25 protein-coding genes are annotated in these 23,506 nt (G+C 64.2%); 11 read left to right on the top strand and 14 right to left on the bottom strand.

Translation table 11 applies throughout. From position 1 onward, the window contains the following. Positions 1–128: 128 nt before the first annotated feature. The 4 genes from RA19_RS27660 to RA19_RS12870 form a co-directional block, all read right to left on the bottom strand. On the bottom strand, positions 129–1,034 hold the full coding sequence (locus tag RA19_RS27660) for a calcium-binding protein (protein WP_275041729.1): 906 nt from the start codon (positions 1,032–1,034) through the stop codon (positions 129–131). Between the two features lie 151 nt (positions 1,035–1,185). Then, on the bottom strand, positions 1,186–2,229 hold the full coding sequence (gene pyrC / locus RA19_RS12880; RefSeq protein WP_039163162.1) for a dihydroorotase: 1,044 nt from the start codon (positions 2,227–2,229) through the stop codon (positions 1,186–1,188). 63 nt (positions 2,230–2,292) lie between these two features. Next, positions 2,293–3,249, bottom strand: a complete 957-nt coding sequence (locus RA19_RS12875) for a hypothetical protein (protein WP_039163161.1) — start codon at positions 3,247–3,249, stop codon at positions 2,293–2,295. Positions 3,250–3,394: 145 nt separating this feature from the next. After that, a complete protein-coding gene (locus RA19_RS12870) occupies positions 3,395–4,459 on the bottom strand; it encodes a glycosyltransferase family 2 protein (RefSeq protein ID WP_039163160.1) in 1,065 nt (354 codons plus the stop codon). Between the two features lie 234 nt (positions 4,460–4,693). Between RA19_RS12870 and RA19_RS12865 the strand changes: the two genes are divergently transcribed. The 9 genes from RA19_RS12865 to RA19_RS12825 all read left to right on the top strand — a co-directional run bounded on the left by RA19_RS12865 (position 4,694) and on the right by RA19_RS12825 (position 14,282). Continuing rightward, on the top strand, positions 4,694–5,599 hold the full coding sequence (locus RA19_RS12865) for an AAA family ATPase (protein ID WP_039163159.1): 906 nt from the start codon (positions 4,694–4,696) through the stop codon (positions 5,597–5,599). A gap of 60 nt (positions 5,600–5,659) precedes the next feature. Continuing rightward, the gene (locus RA19_RS12860) at positions 5,660–6,910 is read left to right on the top strand and encodes a vWA domain-containing protein (RefSeq protein ID WP_039163158.1); all 1,251 of its coding nucleotides are present in this window, start codon (positions 5,660–5,662) and stop codon (positions 6,908–6,910) included. A 113-nt stretch (positions 6,911–7,023) separates the two neighbouring features. Beyond that, positions 7,024–7,575, top strand: a complete 552-nt coding sequence (locus tag RA19_RS12855; RefSeq protein ID WP_039163157.1) for a YeeE/YedE thiosulfate transporter family protein — start codon at positions 7,024–7,026, stop codon at positions 7,573–7,575. A 3-nt stretch (positions 7,576–7,578) separates the two neighbouring features. After that, entirely contained in the window at positions 7,579–8,169 is a 591-nt protein-coding gene (locus tag RA19_RS12850) for a YeeE/YedE thiosulfate transporter family protein (RefSeq protein WP_039163156.1), read from the top strand. Positions 8,170–8,315: 146 nt separating this feature from the next. Next, a complete protein-coding gene (locus tag RA19_RS12845) occupies positions 8,316–9,296 on the top strand; it encodes an XdhC family protein (RefSeq protein WP_039163402.1) in 981 nt (326 codons plus the stop codon). After that, on the top strand, positions 9,293–10,294 hold the full coding sequence (locus RA19_RS12840; RefSeq protein WP_039163154.1) for a molybdopterin-binding protein: 1,002 nt from the start codon (positions 9,293–9,295) through the stop codon (positions 10,292–10,294). The genes RA19_RS12845 and RA19_RS12840 overlap by 4 nt, the downstream gene beginning before the upstream one ends. 174 nt (positions 10,295–10,468) lie before the next feature. Next, positions 10,469–10,954 carry a (2Fe-2S)-binding protein gene (locus tag RA19_RS12835; protein ID WP_039163152.1) on the top strand — a complete coding sequence of 162 codons (486 nt, stop codon included), beginning with the start codon at positions 10,469–10,471 and terminating at the stop codon, positions 10,952–10,954. Between the two features lie 98 nt (positions 10,955–11,052). Further along, positions 11,053–13,416 carry a xanthine dehydrogenase family protein molybdopterin-binding subunit gene (locus RA19_RS12830; protein ID WP_039163150.1) on the top strand — a complete coding sequence of 788 codons (2,364 nt, stop codon included), beginning with the start codon at positions 11,053–11,055 and terminating at the stop codon, positions 13,414–13,416. 86 nt (positions 13,417–13,502) lie between these two features. Continuing rightward, positions 13,503–14,282 carry an FAD binding domain-containing protein gene (locus tag RA19_RS12825; RefSeq protein WP_039163149.1) on the top strand — a complete coding sequence of 260 codons (780 nt, stop codon included), beginning with the start codon at positions 13,503–13,505 and terminating at the stop codon, positions 14,280–14,282. Positions 14,283–14,335: 53 nt separating this feature from the next. Here RA19_RS12825 and RA19_RS27655 read toward each other — a convergent pair whose 3' ends face one another. After that, positions 14,336–14,974, bottom strand: a complete 639-nt coding sequence (locus tag RA19_RS27655) for a methyl-accepting chemotaxis protein (RefSeq protein WP_039163147.1) — start codon at positions 14,972–14,974, stop codon at positions 14,336–14,338. Between the two features lie 494 nt (positions 14,975–15,468). Beyond that, entirely contained in the window at positions 15,469–15,930 is a 462-nt protein-coding gene (gene infC / locus RA19_RS12815; RefSeq protein ID WP_342586082.1) for a translation initiation factor IF-3, read from the bottom strand. Positions 15,931–16,386: 456 nt separating this feature from the next. Between infC and RA19_RS12810 the strand changes: the two genes are divergently transcribed. Then, a complete protein-coding gene (locus RA19_RS12810; RefSeq protein ID WP_052261776.1) occupies positions 16,387–16,974 on the top strand; it encodes a hypothetical protein in 588 nt (195 codons plus the stop codon). Between the two features lie 79 nt (positions 16,975–17,053). On the opposite strand, the gene RA19_RS12805 is transcribed toward RA19_RS12810, so the two are convergent. The 7 genes from RA19_RS12805 to cobA form a co-directional block, all read right to left on the bottom strand. Further along, entirely contained in the window at positions 17,054–17,602 is a 549-nt protein-coding gene (locus RA19_RS12805) for a hypothetical protein (protein ID WP_039163145.1), read from the bottom strand. 109 nt (positions 17,603–17,711) lie between these two features. Then, positions 17,712–18,578 (bottom strand): ferredoxin--NADP reductase, encoded by an 867-nt coding sequence (locus RA19_RS12800; RefSeq protein WP_039163142.1) that lies wholly within the window; start codon positions 18,576–18,578, stop codon positions 17,712–17,714. A 147-nt stretch (positions 18,579–18,725) separates the two neighbouring features. After that, positions 18,726–19,127 (bottom strand): DUF934 domain-containing protein, encoded by a 402-nt coding sequence (locus RA19_RS12795; RefSeq protein ID WP_039163140.1) that lies wholly within the window; start codon positions 19,125–19,127, stop codon positions 18,726–18,728. Between the two features lie 5 nt (positions 19,128–19,132). Further along, positions 19,133–19,894, bottom strand: coding sequence for a phosphoadenylyl-sulfate reductase (locus tag RA19_RS12790; protein ID WP_039163138.1), 762 nt, complete (start codon positions 19,892–19,894; stop codon positions 19,133–19,135). Between the two features lie 4 nt (positions 19,895–19,898). Beyond that, positions 19,899–21,563 carry a nitrite/sulfite reductase gene (locus tag RA19_RS12785; protein ID WP_039163135.1) on the bottom strand — a complete coding sequence of 555 codons (1,665 nt, stop codon included), beginning with the start codon at positions 21,561–21,563 and terminating at the stop codon, positions 19,899–19,901. Then, complete coding sequence (locus RA19_RS12780; protein WP_039163133.1) at positions 21,556–21,864, bottom strand: DUF2849 domain-containing protein; 309 nt, start codon at positions 21,862–21,864, stop codon at positions 21,556–21,558. Before RA19_RS12780 ends, RA19_RS12785 begins: the two co-directional genes overlap by 8 nt. Next, a complete protein-coding gene (gene cobA / locus RA19_RS12775; protein ID WP_152615762.1) occupies positions 21,864–22,619 on the bottom strand; it encodes a uroporphyrinogen-III C-methyltransferase in 756 nt (251 codons plus the stop codon). Before cobA ends, RA19_RS12780 begins: the two co-directional genes overlap by 1 nt. A gap of 212 nt (positions 22,620–22,831) precedes the next feature. Between cobA and RA19_RS12770 the strand changes: the two genes are divergently transcribed. Next, positions 22,832–23,296 carry an Lrp/AsnC family transcriptional regulator gene (locus RA19_RS12770; RefSeq protein WP_039125812.1) on the top strand — a complete coding sequence of 155 codons (465 nt, stop codon included), beginning with the start codon at positions 22,832–22,834 and terminating at the stop codon, positions 23,294–23,296. 46 nt (positions 23,297–23,342) lie between these two features. On the opposite strand, the gene RA19_RS26990 is transcribed toward RA19_RS12770, so the two are convergent. Next, the gene (locus tag RA19_RS26990) at positions 23,343–23,495 is read right to left on the bottom strand and encodes a hypothetical protein (RefSeq protein ID WP_193748269.1); all 153 of its coding nucleotides are present in this window, start codon (positions 23,493–23,495) and stop codon (positions 23,343–23,345) included. Positions 23,496–23,506 lie beyond the last annotated feature (11 nt).

Raw genomic sequence — 23,506 nt, 5'->3', positions numbered from 1 at the left:
CCCTTGCGGCGCATTAATAGAAATTTAACAAGTGTGGCAGATTCACCCCCATTGCGGGCGTGCGGGCAAATGAAACGCGGCAAAAGAGAGCCAGCGCCGGACGGGCAGGGCCCCGGCGCCGGGCGGGGTCAGAAAATGAAGTCTCTTGCCCCGAGATCGGCCAGCGCAACGTCTTCCAAGGTGATGGTGTTGCCATGGCGGTCGTCGATCACCACGTCGTCCCCCTCCTGCGAAACATGGTTGTTGCGCAGGTCCCGCATATTCTTGATCCAGCGCACGCCGCTCAGGTCGATCTTCTCGGCGTTTGAATTCGCGTTGAAGTCCCGGATCACGTCGTCGCCAAATTTCCGCGCGAAAACAAAGGTGTCGCCATGGTTTCCGCCGGTCAGGATATCATTCCCGGCACCGCCTTCCAGGGTGTCGGAGCCATTGCCGCCCAGCAGCCGGTCGCGGCCGCCGCCGCCTTCCAGAATATCGTGTCCGGCCCGTCCGAAGATCACATCGCGTCCGGCGCCGCCGGAAAAAGCCTCACTGGCGCTGGTGCCGCTGATCCGGTCCCGGCTGCTGGTTTCCGCGGCATCCAATTCGGTCCACAGGATCATCTGATCGGGCGCAAGGGCGCCGCCAGGGGTGCTCAGCCCGGTGACCGAGGCCTCCAGCTCGGCAGCTTGCTGCAGGCTGGTGATCTCGGGAAAAGGATCGCCGTCCAGCCGCAGCAGGTAGGTTTCATCCGTGTTGCCGCCGGTGTCGACCACCAGGTTCAGAACCGTTGTGGTGCCGCCGCTCCAGGTCACGGTGCCGATGTACAGGTCCAAAGGGGCCGGATAGGATTCAAGGTCATGGCCGTTGAAGGTGATATTATATGCGCCGCTTCTGACCGCGATCTGGGGAATGCCTTCACCGGCGCCGATCAGGGTGTATTCAAAGACGGCGCCATCGGCTGCCACAACTTTCAGCTCGGCGTTGGGCAGCAAAGCCACAGGATTGCCATCAATGGTGGAGCTGCCGTAACCGGAAAATGTAAATGTCGTCATCTTTGCTTTCATCTAAACATGTTTGCTGCGGTAAACCGCTAATGATCTGGGGCGATTTATGGCCGGCATCCGGTAATGCCGCCGACCATAACTTTGGATACTGCCCCTTGCATCTAATGGTTGCAAGGGGGTGCAGCCCAAAGGCCGGGGATCAGCTGTCCGCGTGCCAATAGACAGGGAAGCCGGGGTCAAACACCGTGACCGGCCCGTCGCCGGTTTCGATCTTTTTCGGGAACTCCGCAGCGGCTTCGGACTTGCGCAGCGTCAGCGTTTCGCGGCTTACCGGCAAGCGATAGAAGGCCGGGCCGTTTTCCGAGGCAAAGCCTGCCAGCTTGTCCAGCGCGCCTTCTTCCTCGAACACATGCGCTAGCAGGGACATGGTGTTGGTGGCAGTGAAACAGCCGGCGCAGCCGCATTCGCTGAGCTTGTTCGGGTCGGTATGCGGTGCCGAGTCGGTGCCCAGGAAATAGCGCTTGTCGCCGGAAACTGCTGCGGCGCGCAGCGCCAGGCGGTGCTCTTCGCGCTTGGCTACCGGCAGGCAGTAGTAATGCGGCTTGATGCCGCCTGCCAGAATGTGGTTGCGGTTGATGATCAGGTGGTGCGTGGTGATGGTCGCGCCCAGATCGGTGTCCTGGCTGGCCACGTAATCCGCCGCGTTCCTGGTGGTGATATGCTCCATCACCACCCGCAGCCCCGGGGTTGCCTTGCGGATCGGGTCCAGGACCCGGTCGATGAACACCGCCTCGCGGTCGAAGATATCGATGTGGTTGTCGGTGACCTCGCCATGGGTGCAGAGCGGCAGGCCGATCTCGGCCATTTTCTCCAGCACCGGGCGGACGTTATCGAAGTTGGTCACTCCCGAGGCCGAGTTGGTAGTGGCACCCGCCGGATACAGCTTCACCGCCTTGACCAGTCCGCTGGCATGGGCTGCGGCGACGTCTTCCGGATCGGTGTCCTCGGTCAGATAGAGCGTCATCAGCGGCTCGAACGCCATGCCCTCGGGCAGGGCGGCCAGGATGCGGTCGCGGTAGGCGGCAGCCTGATCGCCGCGCACCACTGGCGGCACCAGGTTCGGCATGATGATGGCGCGGCCGAAATGGCGGGCGGTTTCGGGCAGCACGGCCTGCAGCATGGCGCCGTCGCGCAGATGCAGGTGCCAGTCGTCGGGGCGGGGGATGGTCAGCGTCTGGGTCATGCTGCCCGCCTAGCATAAGGGCGGGCAGAACAGAAGCGGTTGAATAGCCCGGGCAGCGGCGGATCAGCGCTTCGGCGGGAAGCTGAATTCGCCGTCCTCGGCGCGTTTCTCCAGCTCTGTCAGGCGGCGGCGGAACCGCGGCGCCCGCATCCGCTCGGTCACGTTGCGGCACAGCAGCGCCATCAGGAAGGGGCGGTCGTCCCGCTCCAGCCGGCTCAGCAGGTTGCGCAGGAAGAATGAGTTGTTGCGGCGGCTGCGGAACAGCTTGTGGAAGGCGGAACTGGTCAGCTTGCGGCTGCCCGCCATCGACAGGATGTGATACAGCATCTCCATCTCGATCAGCCGGGTCTGCACCGCATCGCCCATATGCAGCGCGCGCAGCCGGGTCACGTTCTTGCGGGCAAACAGCGACGCATGCATGGCATCCAGCTGCTCTTGCGGGTCATAAATCACATAGGCCTGTTCGGCGGCGTCCAGCATGTCCGGCGCATAGCCGTAGCGGTCGGTGAACGACAGACGCCGCATCTCGGTAAAGCGGTCGTCCCATTCGGTCATCCGCGCATCCAGCGTCGCCTGCGGCTGCACTGCGACCACCACCGCACCGGGGGAGGCCACCGAATAGGCCGCCGCCGCATAGCCGCACGGCCCTGCGCCGTAGAAAATCACATTGTCGAACTCGTCGAAAAAGCCGTCGTCGATCAGCTGGTCGAAGAAGCCGTAGATGCGCCCCTCGCGGAACCAGGTGTCGCCGTCCGAGACCACGCACATATGCGACCAGCCCAGGTTCTTCACCAGATCAAAGCCCAAAGGCTGCGCCTGATCCGACAGGTTGTGGATGCCCTGCATGGTCTCAAACGTCACCAGCAGCGTGTTGCCCTGGTCGATGAATGTGGCGAAATGCCGGTCGCCAAGCGGCTGGTACATGCCGTGCTCTTCGGCCAGTGCCGCCATCCGGGCCTTCCACTGGGCAGGTTTCAGCCCGGAAAGGTCTTCATCCAGAGTTTCGAGTCCGTCCTGCATGCCTGCTATCCTCTATGCCCCGATAGGTCCGGGCGCTGATTGCATTTACAGTTAGGAGAGAAATAAGGCCAAAATTGGAAAAACCTATGCCTCTTTAGGGCGTTGCAGCGTCGTTTCGGCGGCCCGCCGCCGCCGCAGGCGGAAGTCAGCCGGTGCCGTCCGGCGCCTGTGCCGCGGTTCCGTCACTGGCCGCAAAACTGCGCAGCAACTGCGCCGCCGCCGGGCTTACAGGCCGGGCCGGAGGAGTCATCAGCAGGCGCGCAAACAGGGCGCGGCAAGGCTCCTTGCGCATCAGCTCGGCAAAGCGGGCATGGCGCCACTCCACCGCTTTGCCATGCAGCCGCGCCAGTTTGGGATCCGCCATCAGCTCAGCCTGCAGCCCTGCGCGCGCGCCGTCATAGCGGGAGGCTGCGGTGCACATATCCGTGCAGTAGTTCCGCTCCGTCCAGTAATCCATGCCCAGCTCCGCCTGCCGGTTGACCCGGCCGCGGTCGGCCTTCAGCACATAGCTCTCCATCGCGCCCAGCGGGTAATGGTTCAGCTGCGCCAGCCGGGTGTTGGGCCGGCCGTAGTCCGAAAACAGCCGCCTGGTCTTGAACTCCGGTCCCAGTTCGTGTCCCTCGCAATCAAACCAGCGGAAGCCCTCCAGCCGCGCCTCGTCGCGGATATCGCGCGGCCGGTGCACCCCGCATTTGCGGTAGGTGCCGTCGTTGCGGTAGAGCGTTTTGAACATCACCGCCCGCCAGGGCCAATGCACGATCTCCGGCGCACAGCGGGTGAATTGCGCGGTCACCGGCGCATCGTCATAGCGCACGATGCCGCCATTGCCGAACAGCCGCCAGGTCAGGGTAATGGCATCCGCCTCCGGCAGCGCACCCAGCAGGCCGGCCACCGTGCCGTCGCCCGCCTTGATGCAGACGAACTCATCGATATCCAGCACCAGGACCCAGTCCGCTGCCTTCATCAGCGGATGCTTGTCCGCCAGCTTCAGCGCGGTGAACTGGATGCCGCCCTTGTCATAAGGCCCCTCGTTGCGCAGATGGGTCAGCTGCCCCATCTCCTCCAGCCGGTCCAGCATCTTGGCAGTGCCGTCCTGGCAGTTGTTTGAAAACACCAGGAAATCGGTAAACCCCGCCGCCCGGTGATGGGCCAGCCACTCGAGCAGGAACGCGCCTTCGTTGCGCACGCAGAGAACCGCCAGCACCCGCATCCGCCTAATCCCCCCGGTCCTGGCTGCACAGTTTGTGTGGGGCCTTGTTCATTGTCAGTTTCTCTGTCTTGCGCGCGCTGCGCCGGCAGCGCAGCCTCCCTTGTGCCGAGTTTTACCCGACGGGCCGGGTTATACAACTCTTCCGCGGGCCTTTCCGGGCCCTGCCGCCGCAGCGTCCGGCTTGACCGCTGCCGCCGCGCATGGCCTGTTGGCAAGGCAACAGGAGGCCCGCCCATGCAGCCGCAATCCATCGACCAGGTGCAAACCATGCTTTCGGCCCAAGGCTATGTCTGCGGCCGGGCGCTGGCCACGGTGGTGTTCCTGTCCTTGAAACTGGGCCGCCCGCTGTTCCTTGAGGGCGAGGCCGGCGTTGGCAAGACCGAGATCGCCAAGGCGCTGGCCGCCTCGCTGGGCCGCCGCCTGATCCGCCTGCAATGCTACGAGGGCCTGGATGCTGCCAGCGCCGTCTATGAATGGAACTTCGCCGCCCAGATGGTGGCCATCCGCACCGCCGAGGCTTCGGGCGGCGCCGATCGGGCCGCTCTGCAAGCGGAGCTGTTCTCCGCCGATTACCTGGTCGAACGGCCGCTGCTGCAGGCGATGCGCCCGGATGAACACGGGCCGCCGGTGCTGCTGATTGATGAGCTCGACCGCACCGACGAACCGTTTGAAGCCTTCCTGCTGGAGGCGCTCTCCGATTTCCAGGTCACCATCCCCGAGCTTGGCACCATCCAGGCCCCTGAGCCGCCGATCGTGGTGCTCACCTCTAACCGCACCCGCGAGGTCCACGACGCGCTGAAGCGCCGCTGCCTCTACCACTGGGTCGACTACCCGGACTTCCCGCGCGAAGTGGAAATCCTCCAGGCCCGCGCACCGGAAGCCAGCGCGCAGCTCTCCCGCGAAATCGTTGCCTTTGTGCAGGCCCTGCGCACCGAAGACCTGTTCAAGAAACCGGGCGTGGCCGAAACCATCGACTGGGCCAACTGCCTCCTCGCCCTCGACGTCGTAGCCCTCAGCCCCGAGATGATCGCAGATACCCTTGGCGCTATCCTCAAATACCAGGACGACATCGCCCGCCTGCACGGCTCCGAGGCCAAGCGCCTGCTGGATCAGGCCCGCGCCAGCCTGGACGCCGCCTGATGCTCTTCATCTTGCCCCAAATACTCCGGGGGTCTGGGGGCAGCGCCCCCATGAAGGCCGATGCCTGACACCCCGCCGCTGACTCTGCCGGACCATCCCAAACTGGTCCGGAACATCACCCATTTCGCGCGGGCCCTGCGCAAGGCGGGCCTGCCCATCGGCCCCGGCCGGGTGCTGGACGCGGTGGAGGCGGTGGCGGCTGCAGGCTTCACCAGCCGCGAGGATTTTTACTGGTCGCTGCACGCCTGTTTCGTTACCAAGCCGGAGCAGCGAACCGTTTTTGCCCAGGTTTTCCGCCTGTTCTGGCGCGACCCCCGTTACCTTGAGCACATGATGGCCGCGATGCTGCCTGCCATCCGCGGCGTGCAGGAGGAGCGCGCCGCCAAACCGGCCGAGAAACGTGCGGCAGAAGCGCTGCTGGACGGTATGCAGGACCCGCCCGAGGCAGCCGAAAGCGAAGAGGAGGGCACCGAGATCGAGGTCGACTCGACCCTCACCATGTCGGCTGAGGAACGGCTCCGCACCCTCGATTTTGAGCAGATGAGCACCGCGGAAATTGCTGCCGCCAAACGCATCCTGGCGCAGCTCACACTGCCGGTGCAGCCAATCCAGTCCCGCCGCCTGATGGCCGCAAAGCAGGGCCGCAGGGCAGACTGGCGGCGCACATTGCGCATTGCCATGCGCCGGGGCGGCGATCTGCAGGATATCGCCCGCGCCAAACGCCGCATCCGCTGGCCCAACCTGGTTGTGCTCTGCGACATCTCCGGCTCGATGAGCCAGTACAGCCGCATCATCCTGCATTTCCTGCATGCCGCCGCCAATGCAAAAGGCCAGGGCTGGGCCAAGGTGCATGGCTTCACCTTCGGCACCCGCCTCACCAATATCACCCGGCACCTGCATCAGCGCGACGTGGATGCCGCCCTGGCCGCCGCCGGCGCCGAGGCACAGGACTGGGAGGGCGGCACGCGGATCGGCGACTGCCTGCATGCCTTCAACCGCGACTGGTCGCGCCGGGTGATGGGGCAGGGGGCAGTGATGCTGCTGATCACCGACGGGCTTGACCGTGGCGGCCCGGAAGGTCTGGCCCGCGAAATGCAGCGGCTGCAGTTGTCGTCCCGCCGCCTGATCTGGCTGAACCCCTTGCTGCGCTGGGATGGCTTTGCCCCCAAGGCGCAAGGCATCCGCGCCATGCTGCCCTATACCGACAGTTTCCGCGCGGGCCACTCCATCTCTTCGCTGCAGGATCTGGCACAGGTGATCTCCAGCCCCACTGATGCAGGTGAGAAGGCGCGGCTGATGGCGATGCTCTGAGGCGCCGTTTAATAAGAATTCCAAAAACCGAATGTGATTTGACCTGAATCAATCCAAACCCTGCCGTTCAATTGTATTCCAGAAAATGAATGTAACGTGCGAAAGGAATTTGCATGCCTATCAACTGGAAAGCCGGCGGGCTCTTGCTGGGGCTGGTGTTCTTCCTGGCAGTGCTGCTGGTCAAACCCATTGGGGTCTCTACTCAGTTTGTCATCCTCGACGGGATCATCGCCGATGCGGTCAACCCGGATCTGGTGACACAGACTGCGGAGGGCACGACCTCCACCAATGCCTATCTGGCGAAATCGGATGGCAAATATGCGGGGGCCGTGGCCAACCCGCTGAACTACAGCTTTGTCTTTGTGCTGGCGATGGCGCTGGGCGGCCTCGTCTCCGCCAAACTGCGCGGTGGCATTCCCATGGGAGACCGCAGCATCCCCGCACTCTGGCGTACCAACTTCGGAGACAGCAAGGCCAAACGCTATGCCGCGGCCTTCCTCGGCGGCCTCATCGTGCTCTATGGCGCGCGGCTGGCAGGCGGCTGCACTTCCGGCCATATGATGTCCGGCATGATGCAGACCGCAATCTCCGGCTACATCTTTGCCGCTGGCGCCTTTGCCGCCGCCATCCCCGTATCCATGATCATGTTCAAACAGGAGGCCTGAGCCATGACCATCATCCTCTTGGCCATCGTGATCGGCGCGGCCTTTGGCGCGGTGCTGGACCGGGTTGGCGCCTCGAACCCCACTTACATTGGCAAGATGCTGAACCTGACCAATGTGAACCTGGCGAAATCCATTCTGCTGGCCATCGGCACCGGCTCGGTCTTGATGTTCGGCGGCCAGATAGCCGGGATCGTCGACGTTGGCCATATGTCCGTCAAAACCGCTTATGCAGGTGTCTTCATCGGCGGTTTGCTGCTGGGCGCGGGCTGGGCCATTGCAGGCTATTGCCCCGGCACCGGCGTGGTCGCCGCCGCGACGGGGCGCAAGGACGCGCTGTTCTTCATCGCAGGCGGCCTCTTGGGCGCCGCCGCCTATATGGCGACCTACCCGGCCTGGAAGGCCAGCGGCCTGCTGGACAAGATCGCTGGCGGCAAGGTCACCCTCGGCACGGTGCCCGGCGCCAAATACGAGGGCCTCACCGCCATGCCCGGCGACCTGATGGGTATCGTTCTGGGCCTGTGTTTCATCGCGCTCGCCTTTGCCTTGCCTGAGCGGCTGGTGCCGCAGAAAGCCGCGCCGCAGCCCGCGGAGTAACCCCCGCGCAGCCGAATGCTCCCAGCGCCCGCCCGGCCCGGCGGGCGTTTTCTGTTTCACTGCGGCAACTTCCCGCTTGAAACCGCGCTTCCGAACCCCGACCTTTGAGGCTCAAAGCCGGGCAAACCGGCCGGGAGGAAGACCGCATGCAGACCGCAACCCAGTTCGAAAACGCTCCGGAAACAGCTTTGGAGTGGCATCAAAGCGGCTCAGGCGCCGCTCTTGCCACAGTGGTGCAAACCTGGGGCTCGGCGCCGCGGCGCACTGGCTCGCAGCTGGTGGTTTCAGGCGAAGGGCAGATCCAAGGCTCGGTCTCTGGCGGCTGCGTCGAAGGCGCGGTTGTCATGGAAGCGCTGGAGGCGCTGGAGGACGGCAAGCACCGGCTGCTGGAATTCGGTGTCAGCGACGAAGACGCTTTTGCCGTAGGTCTTGCCTGCGGCGGCACCATCAAAGTGCTGGTGGAGCCCGTTGGCTCCGCATTGCCCGAGGCGCTGCTTCAGGAGCTGGTGCAGGCGCGCGCCAGCCGGACCCCCGTGGCTTACGAGGTGAACCTCGCCACCGGGACCCGGCGGCTTGTGCGCGGAGACTACCCGGACCGGATGCGCATGGACCGCTCCGGGGTAGAAGACGACGGCGAAACCTTTGTGGCCGTTCATAACCCGCCGCTGCGGCTAGTGGTGGTGGGCGCGGTGCATATCACCCAGGCGCTGGTGCCGATGGCGCGGATTGCAGGCTACGACCCGGTGATCATCGACCCCCGCGCGGCCTTTGCGGCACCTGAACGCTTCCCCGGTGAGACTCTTATGGATGACTGGCCCGATGAGGCGGTCGAAAAACTTGGCCTCGACACCCGCACCGCATTGGTGCTGCTGACCCACGACCCGAAACTGGACGATCCGGCATTGCAGGCGGCTCTGGCGGCGGATGTGTTCTATATCGGCGCGCTGGGCAGCAAAAAGACCCACGCAGCCCGCGTCTCCAGAATGCAGGAGGCCGGGTTTACCGAAGAGCAGATCAACCGAATCCACGGCCCCATCGGCCTCGACATCGGCGCGGCGGGACCGGCGGAAATTGCAGTCTCCATCCTCTCCGAGATGACCGCCGTGCTGCGCGGGAAACAGCCATGAAGTTCGGCCCCGTCCCGCTGCATGAGGCACAAGGCGCAATCCTGGCCCATTCCTTGCAAGGCGCCACCCGCAAGATTGCCAAGGGTACAAAGCTCGCCTCCGAGGACCTTGCTGAGCTCTCCGCCGCCGGCCACACAGAGCTCACCGTTGCCCGGCTGGAGCCCGGCGACATGCACGAAGACGCCGCCGCCGAAGCGCTGGCAAACGCGCTGGTGCCGGATCCGGAGGGCCAGGGCATCCGCATTTCCGGTGCGGGCACCGGGCGGGTGAACCTTTACGCTGCGCAGGCAGGCCTTGTGCGGCTGGACCGGGCCAGGCTGGAGGGGTTCAACGCGGTGGACCCGATGATCACCATTGCCACCGTGCCCGATTATCACCGTGCCGACGCAAACGGCATGATCGCCACCATCAAGGTGATCTCCTACGCGGTGCCCGAGGACGCGGTCCGCCAGGCCTGCACCGGTGCCGAGGGCGCCATGCAGGTGGTGCCGCCTGTCTTCACTCGCGCCACGCTGATCGAAACCCGAGTCACTGAAGAGACGCCCGCGGACAAGGGCCGCGCCGCCATGGCGGGCCGCTTGCACCGGATGGGCATCAGCCTGTCGGACCGCGTGGTCGTGCCGCACCGCGAGATGGAACTGGCCGAAGCCCTGAGCCAGGCCCCGGGAGAGCTGCTGTTTGTCCTTACCGGCTCGGCCACCTCGGACGTGATGGACGTGGCGCCGCAGGCGGTGCGCCGGGCGGGCGGTGCCGTCACCCGCTTCGGCATGCCGGTCGACCCCGGCAATCTGCTGTTTCTGGGCGATTATCAGGGCAAGCCGGTGATCGGCCTGCCGGGCTGCGCCCGTTCTCCGGCCCTCAATGGCGCCGACTGGGTGCTGGAACGGGTGATCTGCGGCATCCCCGTCACCGCTCAGGACATCGCCGCTATGGGCGTCGGCGGCCTCTTGAAAGAGATCCCGACCCGCCCGATGCCGCGCCGCGATGCAGAAGGCTGAGCGCCGCTCTGCAGCAACCATGCGGCCCCGAAATTGTGACGTTGGGTCACAACCTTAGGTAAGTTCTACTGACGCACATTTTACCGCCGCAAGAGGCCCGAAAGGGCTTCGCGGAGCGCCCTGCCCATGTTTAACTCCCCTTAGCCAGACAAAAACAAGCTAAGGGAGGGTACTATGGCCAAGGTCTCAATGACCGTGAATGGCAAGGCTGCCAGCGGCGAAGCCGAGGGGCGCATGCTTCTATCATCATTCCTGCGCGAGGAACTGGGCCTCACCGGCACCCATGTAGGCTGCGACACCAGCCAGTGCGGCGCCTGTGTGGTGCATGTGGACGGCAAGGCGGTGAAAGCCTGCACCATGCTGGCGATGGAAGCGGAAGGCTCGGAGGTTTCGACCATCGAAGGGCAGGCCAACGCTGACGGCTCGCTCAACGTGATCCAGCAAGCATTCCAGGACCACCACGGGCTGCAATGCGGTTTCTGCACGCCGGGCATGGTGATGTCGGCGGCGGCGCTGCTGAAAGACAACCCCAAGCCCAGCGAGGCGGAGATCCGCCATTATCTGGAAGGCAACCTGTGCCGCTGCACCGGCTACCACAACATCGTCAAGGCGATCATGGCGGCCTCGGGCCAGGATGTCTCCAGCATCGCAGCCGAGTGAGATCAAGGGTCCCAGGCCGGCACGCGGCCTGAGCTGAACAAGGAGTGATTACCAAGAGGTGCGCCATAGGCAGCACCCTCCAGGGAGGAAGACCAGACATGCCCAAGGACAACGGCATCGGCGCCAGCCCGAAGCGGCGCGAGGACGTGCGGTTCCTGACAGGAGCCGGAAATTATACCGACGACATCAACGTGCACGGCCAGGCCCATGTGCATTTCCTGCGCGCGGATGTGGCCCATGCGACCATCAACTCCATTGATACATCTGCGGCTGAGGCGATGCCCGGAGTGGTGAAAATCTTCACCGGCGCCGATTTCGCCGAGGTCGGCGGCATCCCCTGCGGCTGGGGCGTCACCGACCGCCACGGCAACCCGCAGCAGGAGCCGCGCCACCCGATTATCGCGGACGGCACTATCCGCCACGTGGGCGAGATCGTCGCCGCCGTGGTCGCTGACACGCCGGAACAGGCCCGTGATGCTGCCGAAGCCATCGAGCTGGACCTGGGCGACAAGCCCGCAGTGGTCGATATGGCAGCCGCGCTGGGCGAGGGCAGCACCAAGGTGCATGAGGATCTGACCTCAAACCTCTGTTACGACTGGGTGTTCGGCAATGATGACGACGCCGCGGTGCAGGCGGCTTTTGACAGCGCTGCCCATGTCACCACGCTGGAGCTGGTCAACAACCGCCTGGTCGCCAACCCGATGGAGCCGCGCGTGGCGATCGGTGAATACAGCCGCGGGACGGATGAATACACGCTCCACACCACCAGCCAGAACCCGCATGTGATCCGCCTCCTGATGTGCGCCTTCGTGCTGGGCCTGCCTGAGCACAAGGTGCGGGTGGTGGCCCCGGATGTGGGCGGCGGTTTCGGCTCCAAGATCTTCCACTACGCCGAGGAAGCCTTCTGCACCCATGCCGCCAAGGCCTGCGGGCGGGCGGTGAAATGGACCTCGACCCGGTCCGAGGCGTTCATCTCGGATGCCCATGGCCGCGACCATGTGACGAAGATCGAGCTGGCGCTGGATGCGGACAACAATTTTACCGCGCTGCGCACCAACACACTGGCCAATATGGGCGCGTATCTGTCGACTTTCTCGACCTCGGTGCCCAGCTACCTGCACGGGACACTGATGGCCGGCAACTACAAGACGCCGGTCATTCAGGTGAATGTGAAGACGGTCTTCACCAACACGGTGCCGGTGGACGCCTACCGCGGCGCAGGCCGGCCTGAGGCAACCTTCCAGCTGGAGCGTGTCATCGACAAGGCCGCGCGCGAGCTGGGGGCCGATCCGATTGCGCTGCGCCGCCAGAACTTCATCTCTGAGTTCCCCTATGAGACCCCGGTGGCGCTGACCTATGACACCGGCGACTATGTGGCGACCATGGACAAGCTAGAGGCGGTGGCCGATGTGGCAGGCTTTGCCGCCCGGCGCGCCGCGAGCGAAGCCAAAGGCAGGCTGCGCGGCTTTGGCGTCAACTGCTATATCGAGGCCTGCGGGATTGCGCCCTCCAACATCGTTGGCATGCTGGGTGCGCGGGCAGGGCTCTATGATGCGGCCACCGTGCGGGTGAATGCCACCGGCACCATCAGCGTCTTTGTCGGTGCCCATAGCCATGGGCAGGGGCATGAAACCTCCTTCCCGCAGGTGGTGGCCGATATGATCGGCATTGACGAGAGCATGGTCGACATCGTGCATGGCGACACCGGCCGGGTGCCGTTTGGCATGGGCACTTACGGCTCGCGTTCCATCGCGGTCTGCGGCTCGGCCATGGTGCGGGCAACCGAGAAGATCATCGCCAAGGCCAAGAAGATCGCCGCCCATCTGATGGAGGCCTCGGACGCTGATATCGAGCTGAAGGACGGGCAATTCACCGTTGCGGGCACCGACAAATCGGTGGCCTGGGGCGATGTGACCCTGACGGCTTATGTCCCCCACAACTACCCGCTGGAGGAGCTGGAGCCGGGGCTGGAGGAAACCGCGTTTTACGACCCGGCGAACTTCACCTATCCCTCCGGCGCCTATGCCTGCGAGGTGGAGGTGGATCCCGATACCGGCAAGGTCAGCATCGAGCGCTTCTCGGCGGCGGATGACTTTGGCAATATCATCAACCCGATGATTGTTGACGGGCAGGTCCATGGCGGGCTGGGGCAGGGCATCGGCCAGGCCCTGCTGGAAAACGCCGCCTATGATGCGGATGGGCAGCTCTTGTCGGCCTCCTTCATGGACTACGCCATGCCGCGCGCCGATGATGTGCCGTTCTATCAGGTGGACCATTCCTGCCAGACCCCCTGCACCCACAACCCGCTTGGGGTGAAGGGGTGCGGCGAGGCTGGCGCCATCGGCTCGCCGCCTGCGGTGGTCAATGCGGTGATCGACGCGCTGCAGTCGGGCGGCAAGGATGTGACCCATATCGACATGCCGCTGTCGCCCGCACGAGTTTGGGCGGCGATGAATGGCTGAGGCGCTCGCGGGGGCTCTGCCCCCGCACCCCCGGGATATTTCTAGCCAGAAGAAGAGCTTAAGAGCTCTTTGGAAAGGAAACGAAGATGTATGAATTCGAGTTCGAGAAACCCTCGACCATAGCTGAAGCGGTCGCGGCGCTGGCGGATGAGGATGCGCAGGCGCTGGGCGGCGGGCAGACGCTGATCCCAACGCTGAAACAGCGGCTGGCGATGCCGTCGAAACTGGTGAGCCTTGCGGGCATCGCCGAGATGAAAGGGGTCAGCATCGCAGACGGCGTGCTGACCATGGGCGGCGGCGCCACCCATGCCGAGGTGGCCGCCGATGCCTGCGCGCCGCTGGCGGCACTGGCGGCAAATATCGGTGACCCGGCAGTCCGGAACCGCGGTACCCTGGGCGGCAGCCTGGCCAACAACGATCCAGCGGCGGATTACCCGGCGGCGATGCTGGCTCTGAAGTCCACCATCGTGACCAATGCGCGAGAGATCGCGGGCGATGATTTCTTCCAGGGCCTGTTTGAAACGGCGCTGGAAGAAGGAGAGATCATCACCTCGGTGCGCTGCGAGATCCCTGAGGCCGCGAATTACCAGAAGTTCGCACAGCCCGCGTCACGCTTTGCGCTGGCGGGGGTGTTCGTCGCGAAATATGCCGATGGGGTGCGGGTGGCGGTGACTGGCGCCTCGGAAGAGGGCGTTTTCCGCTGGAGCGAAGCCGAAGCCGCGCTCAGCGCCAATTTCGCGCCGGATGCGCTGGCTGGGATCAGCGTTGATGCGGGCAGCATGATTGCCGATCTGCATGGCTCCAAAGAGTACCGCGCGCATCTGGTTGCGGTACTGGCAAAGCGTGCTGTGGCGGCTCTGGCCTGACCCTGCTGTGCTTTGAAACCGGCAGGCACCGGCTGTCCGGTGCCTGTTGCGCCTTAGTGCTTCAAATAGCCTGAAATCTCTTCCAGCAGGTGCTGGGTTTTGCCCGACAGCTCGCGGATCTCGGTTGCAATGACGGCAAAGCCCTTGCCCATCTCGCCAATCCGCGCGGCTTCAATCGAGGCGTTGAAGGAGATGAACTTGATGTTGCGGCCAACGCCCTCGGCGGATGCAATGGTGGCCTTCATGCTCTGTTCACGGTCCTCTTCGCGCTGGAGCTGCGCATCGCGTAGGGTCTGGACCATGTCCTTGAGAAAGGCGGAGATTTCCGGTTCGAGCCGGTAGAGGCACAACTCTGCCAGGCCGGGGATGGCCCGGACCTGCTCCAGCGTGCCGCCCTGAGGCTGAGAAACCGCCCGGTGCAGCGGCCCCAGGGCATCAAGGCAAGCCTGGCGCTTGCCGGCAAGCGGCTCCGGCAGGCTGTAGCCGCAGTCTGCCAGCAGCCCGTTTAATTCGCCGTCGAGCATGTTATAGGCGGCTGTAATGCGCTGCACCGACAGATCCAGCACCGCCTTGGGACCGCTGGCGGCCGGGTCGGCCTGATCCTGCACCAGCGCCAGCAGCGACAGCGCAGCGATGCGGCTGGGGCCGATGGCCATAAAGGCGGTGTTCTGAACGTCGGTCAAACTTTGCATGATCTTACCTTGAAACGGGTCAAGCCAGTGATAGCCGGCAGGCGTTAAGGCAGCGCTAACCGCAATGGCCCGGGCCGAAGAAAAGCCGCGCCAGGGGCTGACGCCTAACCTGCACGCAGGATCCCGCGGCCGCGCTTACCGGAGGGGCAGCAGGCGAGGCTTGGGATCCGGATCTCTGGCCAACGCCAGCATTGCCAGGGGAAGGCGGCTGGCTGAACCGAAACAAACCAACAGAATGCCTATTGGCTGTGCCCGGACCCTATCTGCAGGAGCGGAAAATGCAGAGGCCGCGGCTGCCAGGCGGAGGCGCCGGCGGGGGATAAAAATCGAACGGTCCATTTCCGTTCGCACCCCGTTTTGACAGCTCCGCTCAGGACGGCGGGGCCGTCAAAAAACAGCCCCCGGCACGTTATGCCGAGGGCTTTCTGTGTCCTTGCTCCGGAGTGCGCCAGGCTGGGCCTGGCGAGCGGAATTCCGGGCGATGGAGGCTGGGCCTATTTCTTGGCCATCGGGCCGATCATCATGATCATCTGGCGGCCCTCCATCTTCGGCATGTTCTCGATCTTGCCGAGTTCCTTGACGTCTTCGGCAACCCGCTCCAGCAGCTCGCGGCCCAAGTTCTGGTGCGCCATCTCACGGCCCCGGAAGCGCAGGGTGACCTTCACCTTGTCGCCGTTCTCGAGGAACTTGTAGACGTTGCGCATCTTCACTTCGTAGTCATGGGTGTCCGTGTTGGGACGGAACTTGACCTCTTTGACCTCGATGATCTTCTGCTTTTTGCGGGCTTCGCTCTCGCGCTTCTGCTGTTCGTATTTGAACTTGCCGAAGTCCATGATCTTGCACACCGGCGGGGTGGCGTTGGGCGAGATTTCAACCAGATCCAATCCGGCCTCAGCCGCCATGTCCATGGCTTTGGCGGGGTGCACAACACCCACATTCTCGCCATCGGCGCCGATCAGGCGGATTTCGGGGGCGCGGATTTTTTCGTTGACGCGCGGGCCGGTGTCGCGTTGCGGCGGCGCGTTGTGAGGTCTGCGGGCTATGACTGCGATCCTTCTGTCATTGCAAAAAGTGCGGGAACGCTACTGTCCCCGCGCGTGTGATTCAAGGCTTAAGGGCGGTATGGCGGCAGGAAAGGCGCTTTTCAAGGCCGCATGTTGCAATTCCCGTTGGAAACACCGGCAAAAGCGGCGGTGGAGCGGACAGCAGAGACAGGCACAACAGACTGAAAAGACGAAAATTCAGGCGGGGTTCCGCCGTTGCGGCCGTGGGCAGCGGCGGGCGGCCGCCCGTGACGCAGAGGCCGGAAACTTCCCCCTTGAGAGGCGCCGGGACCCGCGCCATTTGGCAAGCCAGGCGCCCTCGAGGCGCAGACCGGCCGGGAACGGGCCGGAACATGGAAGGAATGCATTATGAAACAGCTATTGATCCTGATCGCCCTGGGCGCGGCCGCGGTGGGCGGCTACGCCCTTCTCAACAGCCCTGGCAGCCAGGAGGGCGCGCCTGACGCGCCGCAGGCAGAAGGCGAAGAAAGCAGCACTGCGCCGGAAACTTCGGAAGAAAGCGCGGCTCCGGCCGGGCAGGCAGTGGAAGACGCGGCGGAGGCTGTGGAAGAGGCCATAGAGAGCGGTGCTGAGGCCGCAGGTGCGGCCGTGGAGGCTGCGCAGGAGGCTGTGAACGGCGCGGCCGATGCGGCTACTGAAGCGGCCGAGGGCGCAGTGGAGGGAGCAGCGGAAGCGGCTGCCGGTGCTGTAGAAGGTGCAACGGAAGCAGCTGAAGGTGCAGTTGACGCGGTTCAGGATACCGCCGGGGCTGCGGCTGAGGCCGCCGGCAATGCTGTTGAGGGCGCGGTGGATTCCGCCGCGCAGACAGTTGATGCGCTGCAGGAAAGCGCCGCAGATGCGGCCTCTGATGCAGTAGAGGGGGCCAGCGGTTCCCTGGAAGGCCTGCTGGATCAGTCCGGTGAAGCCGCAACAGAAAACACTGCCGGAAGCAACTGAGCCGGCTTGGCGGAACGAAACAGAGCCCGGCAGCTGGAAGGACCAGCGCCGGGCTCATTTCTTTCAGGGCTGATGCCTGTCAATGCGGCCGGGCTTGCGCCTGCTGTGCAAGCCGGGCCACGTGTTCCAAGGCAGTATGGCTGCTGGCAGGGGCCTGGTGCTGCGGCTGCGCCAGAGCGTTCGGCTGGGGATGCGGCTGAGGCGGTGCCAGAAAAGCCAGGAAGGTTTCCCATCCGGCGCTGCTGCCGCCCTGTTTGCGGGCGCGCTGGATTTGCAGCTGGGCAACGCTCAGCAGGTCAACCGGCTTAGCACCGTCAAAGGCGCCGCCGGTGATCCCGGCAAGATGGCCGCGGAATTTCTCGCCCATGGAGTTCAAGAGCAGCATTGGTGCAGTCACCGGCTGACCGGCCTGGACCAGCGCGTCAAACATCTGGTCGATATCCTGCGGGGTGATGCTGCGCGCATCATAGCGGGCTTTGACGGCGGCAATCTTCTCGGGGATCGAGGGCTGAACCTGGCCCGGGCGGGACTGGAAACCTGCGACGGCTGCCCGGACCCGCGCTTTGCCTGCCTCGGTCCTGACAGAGGAGAAAACGGGCGGCTGCCCGGAGGCCACTTCATTCTGCATTGGTGCTGCTCCATTCTGGATACTTGCAACCGGAATACAGAATCATCCCCAACAAAAGATAAACGGGAGGCCGAAACCTCCCGCTTTAGTTCAAATTCACGGTAGATTTTTAGTCGAGGAAGGCTTTTTCCACCACAAAATGCAGCGGTTTGGAATTGGCGCCTTCTTCCAGCCCGTAGGTGTTCTCGAACAGATCCTTGAGCTCCAGGTTGAAGGCCAGGTTGCCGCAGATCATCGCGCGGTCGGTGTCCGGGTTCAGCGGCGGCACGCCGAGATCGGCAAAGGCCTCGCCCGAGCGCATCAGGTCGGTGATGCGGCCCATCTTGGGGCTCTCTTCGCGGGTGGTGGTCGGGTAGTATTTGATCTTCTTCCAGAAGCCTTCGCCGATCAGCTCATTCAACAGCTCGTCGTCCTTCAGGCTTTCGATCAGCTCCTTGCCATACTGCAGTTCGCCCACGGTGCGGCAGGTGTGGGTGATGATGACCTCATCGTAGTCCTCATAGGTCTGCGGCTCGCGCAGCAGCGATGCGAACGGTGCAAAGCCGGTGCCGGTGGCAAAAAACCAGATCCGCTTGCCGGGCAGCAGCGCGTCATGCACCAGGGTGCCAACGGGTTTCGGGCGCAGGATGATCTCGTCACCCGGCTGGATGTGCTGCAGGCGCGAGGTCAGCGGGCCGTCTTCGACCTTGATCGAGTAGAATTCCATTTCCTCGTCCCAGGCCGGGGAGGCGATGGAATAGGCGCGCAGCAGCGGCTTGACCTTGCCGGTCTTGGGATCCGGGTCGTTCATCAGGCCGATCATCACGAACTCGCCCGAGCGGAAGCGCAGGGAGGCCGGACGGGTCACCCGGAAGGAGAACAGCTTGTCGGTCCAATGTTTGACCGAAGTCACGGTCTGGGCGTCGGGCAGGGCCGGTTTGGCCTTTTCCGGTGCGGGCTGGGTAGCGGTGTCGGTCACGGCGGTCATCTCATTCATCACTTGCACTGCCGGAGGAGTAGCCGGCACCTCTGATTAATCGTTGATCCAGGTCAGGAAAACCCTTGTTTTATGAAACCGGCCCCGCGTTTTTATGAAACGGGACCGGTTTGCATAATGGGTATCCCCGGGGTCCAGGGGGCTGGCTTAGCGGGCAGCGGTGCTGCCGCGCAGGCGGGCCTGGTAGCTGTGGTCCTGCCAGTTGGCACGGGCAAGCCATTGGTCTTCGGGCTGGCGGGCGGCCAGCTCGTCAGTCAGTTCCACCTCGTCAAAGCCCGAGCGGCGGGCCATGGCGTACTGGTCGGCGATCACATGGCCAAAGGCGCGCAGGCGGCCCTCATAGCCTTTCAGCCGAAGCTGGCGGGCCAGGGTGAAGCCGCGGCCATCGGCAAAGCTGGGGAAGCTGATGCGGACCAGCTCAACACCGCTCAGGTCGGCGGCGTCCTCGGCCAGGTTGGCATCCGAGGCAAGCTCAAGCACATTGCTGCCTTCAAAGCCGCCTTCCCAGTCGTCCTGGGCAAATCCGGTGTCGGTCACAATTACAGTCATCTTACTCACGCTCCTGTGCGCACAAACTGGCCGTCCACCACGTGGATGCCGCATTCTTCCTTGTTCTCCCCGCGCCACCGGCCGGCGCGCGGGTCTTCGCCTTCCTTGACCGGGCTGGTGCAGGGCGCGCAGCCGATCGAGGGATAGCCCTTAGCCACCAGCGGATGGCGGGGCAGGCGGTTTTCGTCCATATAGGCGCGCACGTCTTCCGGCGCCCAATGGGCCAGCGGGTTGATCTTCAGCCGCCCGGTGCCTTCCTCGACCTCAAAGAACTCGAGCGCGGCGCGGGTGCCGGACTGGAACCGCTTGCGGCCGGTGATCCAGCCATCGTAATTCGCCAGCGCTTTCTGCAGCGGCACCGTCTTGCGCAGGGTGCAGCAGGCGTCCTTGTCGCTGAACTTGAGGGCCCCGTAGGGGTCCTTTTCGGCGATGTCGTCGGCGCGGATGATGCGCACATTGCGCAGGCCCAGGCGTTCGCTCACTTCCTGCTGATAGATCAGCGTCTCAGTAAACAACAGCTCGGTGTCCACGAACACAACCGGGGTCATCGGATCGATGATCGCGGCCATATGCAAGAGCACCACGGATTCCGCGCCGAAAGAGGAGACCAGGGCAATGTGGCCCGCGTCCCGCAATGCGCCCTCCATCACCGAGGTGGCCGAATGGTGGCGGAAGCGCGCATTGAGCGCCTCCGCCTTGGCGGCCAGCTCCCGGTCCCGGAGAAGCTCTGCTTCTCCGGCGGGCTTGTTTCCGGCTGTCTGGAACATCAGATCAGGCGACTTTCTTTGCGGCCTCGGGGTAAAGCGCGGCCTTGAAGGGATCCATGCCAACCCGGCGGTAGGTCTCGATAAAGGTCTCCTCGGCGCTTTCACGCACCGCCAGATAGGTGTCCACGATCCGCTCCACCGCAGGCACGATTTCGTCATAGGCGAAACCGGGGCCGGTGCGGGTGCCGATGGCAGCATTCTCGGATGCGTCGCCGCCCAGGGTGATCTGGTAGTTCTCGACGCCGGCGCGGTCCAGGCCCAGGATGCCGATATGGCCCACATGGTGGTGGCCGCAGGCGTTGATGCAGCCCGAGATCTTGATCTGCAGGTGGCCGATGTCGTGCTCCAGCTTCAGCTCGTCAAAGCGGGTGGCAATCTCCTGCGCCACGGGGATCGAGCGCGCGGTGGCCAGGTTGCAGTAGTCCATGCCGGGGCAGGCGATGATGTCCGAGATCAGGCCCAGGTTGGCGGTGGCCAGCCCGTGCTCTTTCAGCTTGGCGTGGATCGCGGGCAGGTCCGACTTGTGGACATGCGGCAGGATCACGTTCTGCTGGTGGCTGATGCGCAGCTCGCCATAGCCGTACTGCTCGGCCAGGTCCGCCATCACGCGGATCTGCTCGGCGCTTGCGTCGCCCGGGGTTGCGCCATGCGCCTTGATCGAGATGGTCGCGATGGCATGGCCTTCGGCGCGGTGCTGATCCAGGTTGGTGTCGGCCCAGGCGCGGAACACCGGGTCGTTCTCATAGGCGGTGTCAAACGCCTCGGTGGAACCCGAGCGGAACTCCGGCGCGGTGAAATGCGCCTTGATCTCTTCCAGCAGCTGCTGGTCGGTGCCGTCGTACTGGCCGCGGATGGTGAGGAAGGCTTCCTCGGTCATCGCGCGGTAGGTGTCGATGCCGTTTTCCGAGACGGTGATCTTGATGCGCGCCTTGTACTTGTTGTCGCGGCGGCCCAGCACGTTGTAGACGGTCAGAACCGACTCCAGATAGGGCAGCAGATCCGCCTGCGGCAGGAACTCGCGCAGGGTCTTGCCGATCATCGGGGTACGGCCGAGGCCGCCGCCAACGATGACCTTGAAACCGATCTGGCCGTCCTGCTCGACCACCTGCAGGCCCACGTCATGCGCCTTGATCACGGCACGGTCGGTGTTGCTGCCGGTGATGGCGATCTTGAACTTGCGGCCCAGGAACTGGAATTCCGGGTGGTCGGTGGACCACTGGCGGATCAGCTCGGCATAGGGGCGCGGGTCGGTGACTTCTTCCGCAGCGGCACCGGCGAAATGGTCGGCGGTGGTGTTGCGGATGGTGTTGCCCGAGGTCTGGATGGCGTGCAGGCCAACCTTGCCCAGCGCGTCCAGCATGTCCGGCAGGTCGCGCAGTTTCGGCCAGTTGTACTGGATGTTCTGGCGGGTGGTGAAATGGCCATAGCCGCGGTCCCATTTCTCGGCCAGCAGCGCCAGCGCGCGCATCTGGTCGGGGTTCAGGGTGCCATAGGGGATCGCAACCCGCAGCATATAGGCGTGCAGCTGCAGGTAAACGCCGTTCATCAGGCGCAGGGGGCGGAATTCTTCCTCGGTAAGCGAGCCGTCGATGCGGCGCTCGACCTGGGCGCGGAACTGGGCGTTGCGTTCAGCCAGGAAGGCTTCGTCAAACTCGTTGTACTTATACATTGGCTTGCGCCTCCTGCTTGCCATGGAAGTAGTTCGAGGGGCCGGTGCGGCGGAATTCCTCGCGGAAGTGGGTCGGCTCGGGGCCGTTCGGGCCTGCCTTGGCATCGGCCAGATAGGCGCCGACGATCTTGATGTTCTGCTTCTCTGCTTCCAAGAGGCGCAGGGGTGCTACGGCCTCATCGGTGATCAGCTCGGCCTCGGACATGTGCCGGGTCCAGGTGTCGTCAGCGGTGAAGTAGATCACGTCGCCTTCAAGCAGGTCGTTGGCAGTGATGACTTTGGGCGTAAAAGCGCGGGCCATTATGCAAGCTCCGTTTTGAGATCGTTCAGGGCAGAAACCGCTTGGCGCGGCGCAAGGCCCAGGAGTGTGAGGGCAGGGCCGTCAAACCCGGCCGCGTCGAGGTCGGCGGGCAGGCGGTCCAGATTGGTTTCCAGCACCCGCTGTTCCGGGCGCGAGGCGTTTTCGACAATGGTCACCGGCGTGTCGCGGCCGGCGCCATGCATGATCAGGCGGCCCTGCACAAAGCGGGCGGATTTCTTTCCCATATAGACAGCGGCCACTTCCCCGGGACGCGCCAGCGCCGCCCAGTCATGATCGGCAAAGCCTTTCATATCGTGGCCGGTCAGGAACCGGACCGAGGAGTTGCGGCCGCGCTGCGTGAGGCTCTGGCCGATGCCGGCCACAGCAGCGGAGGCTGCGGTGATGCCGGGAATGATCTGGCTGGCGATGCCGGCGTCTTCCAGCGCGGTCAGCTCTTCATCCAGGCGGGCAAAGATGGTGGGATCGCCGGCCTTCAGCCGCAGCACCTTCTTGCCGGCCTTGGCATGGGCCACCAGCCGCGCGCAGATCTCTTCCTGAGAGACTTGCGGGCCGAAGCCTTCCTTGCCGACGTTCTCCAGCACCGCCTGCGGACCGGCCAGCGCCATGATCTCCTCGCTGACCAGGCGGTCATAGAGGATCACGTCGGCTTCCTGCAGCGCGCGCAGGGCTTTGACGGTCAGCAGATCCGGGTCGCCGGGGCCGGAGCCCGCAAAGGCAACCTGGCCCGCAACCATACAGCACATGCCGCCGCGGACGTGAGCGGTGGCATTGGCAGCATGTGTCGTCGGTGCGGACATCCCGGAATCCCTCTCCAAGGTGGTTTGACTTGGGGGTAGATATAGGAAATATTCCCGGTATTGCGCTATATGGGCAGGTAAATAAGAACATTGGTTCTGCAAGGGGCAAAACCCGGACCGATGGTCCTCATGAACAGGAGAAAACAGGAATGACGGTGCGGATCGACGGCACGGACAGGAAAATTCTGGCTGAACTGCAGCGCGATGCCAGCCAGTCGCTGGACGAAATCGCCCGCCGGGTGGGGTCGTCCAAGACGCCTGTGTGGAATCGCATCCGCAAGCTGAAGGAGGCCGGGGTGATCGGCCAGCAGACAGTGCTGCTGGACGCGGATTCACTGGGGTTTGAGGCTTGTTTCTTTGTCCTCATCCGCACCTCCGAGCATGAGGCGGAATGGCAGGCCAAGTTCCTGAAAGCGCTGCGCGACCGCCCCGAGGTGCAGGAGGCCCACCGGCTCGCGGGCGACATCGACTATATCCTCAAGGTGCGGGTGCAGAACGCCCGTGCTTATGACGTCTTCTACCAGGCGCTGATTTCCGAGGTGAAGGTGCACAATGTAACGGCGCTGCTGTCGATGGAAGAGATCAAATCCACAACGATGCTGCCGCTGGGCTAGGCCCGGCAGCAGAAGACCCGGCCAGGGGCTGGCCGGGAAAAAGCCGTTACAGAGGCGGGCGCAGCAGCAGATGCCGCCCGTCATCCAGCCGCCAGGGGGATGTCTCCCCGGCGGCGGTTTCCGGCTTCACCCCAATATCCGCCAGCAGATGCGGGGATGTTTCGCTCAACCGCTCCAGTTCGCTGCGCGGAACCTGCACCTGTCTGCGCA

The sequence above is a fragment of the Leisingera sp. ANG-M1 genome (assembly GCF_000813745.1).
GTDB lineage: Bacteria > Pseudomonadota > Alphaproteobacteria > Rhodobacterales > Rhodobacteraceae > Leisingera.
This window is presented reverse-complemented; position numbering and strand designations above follow the sequence as displayed.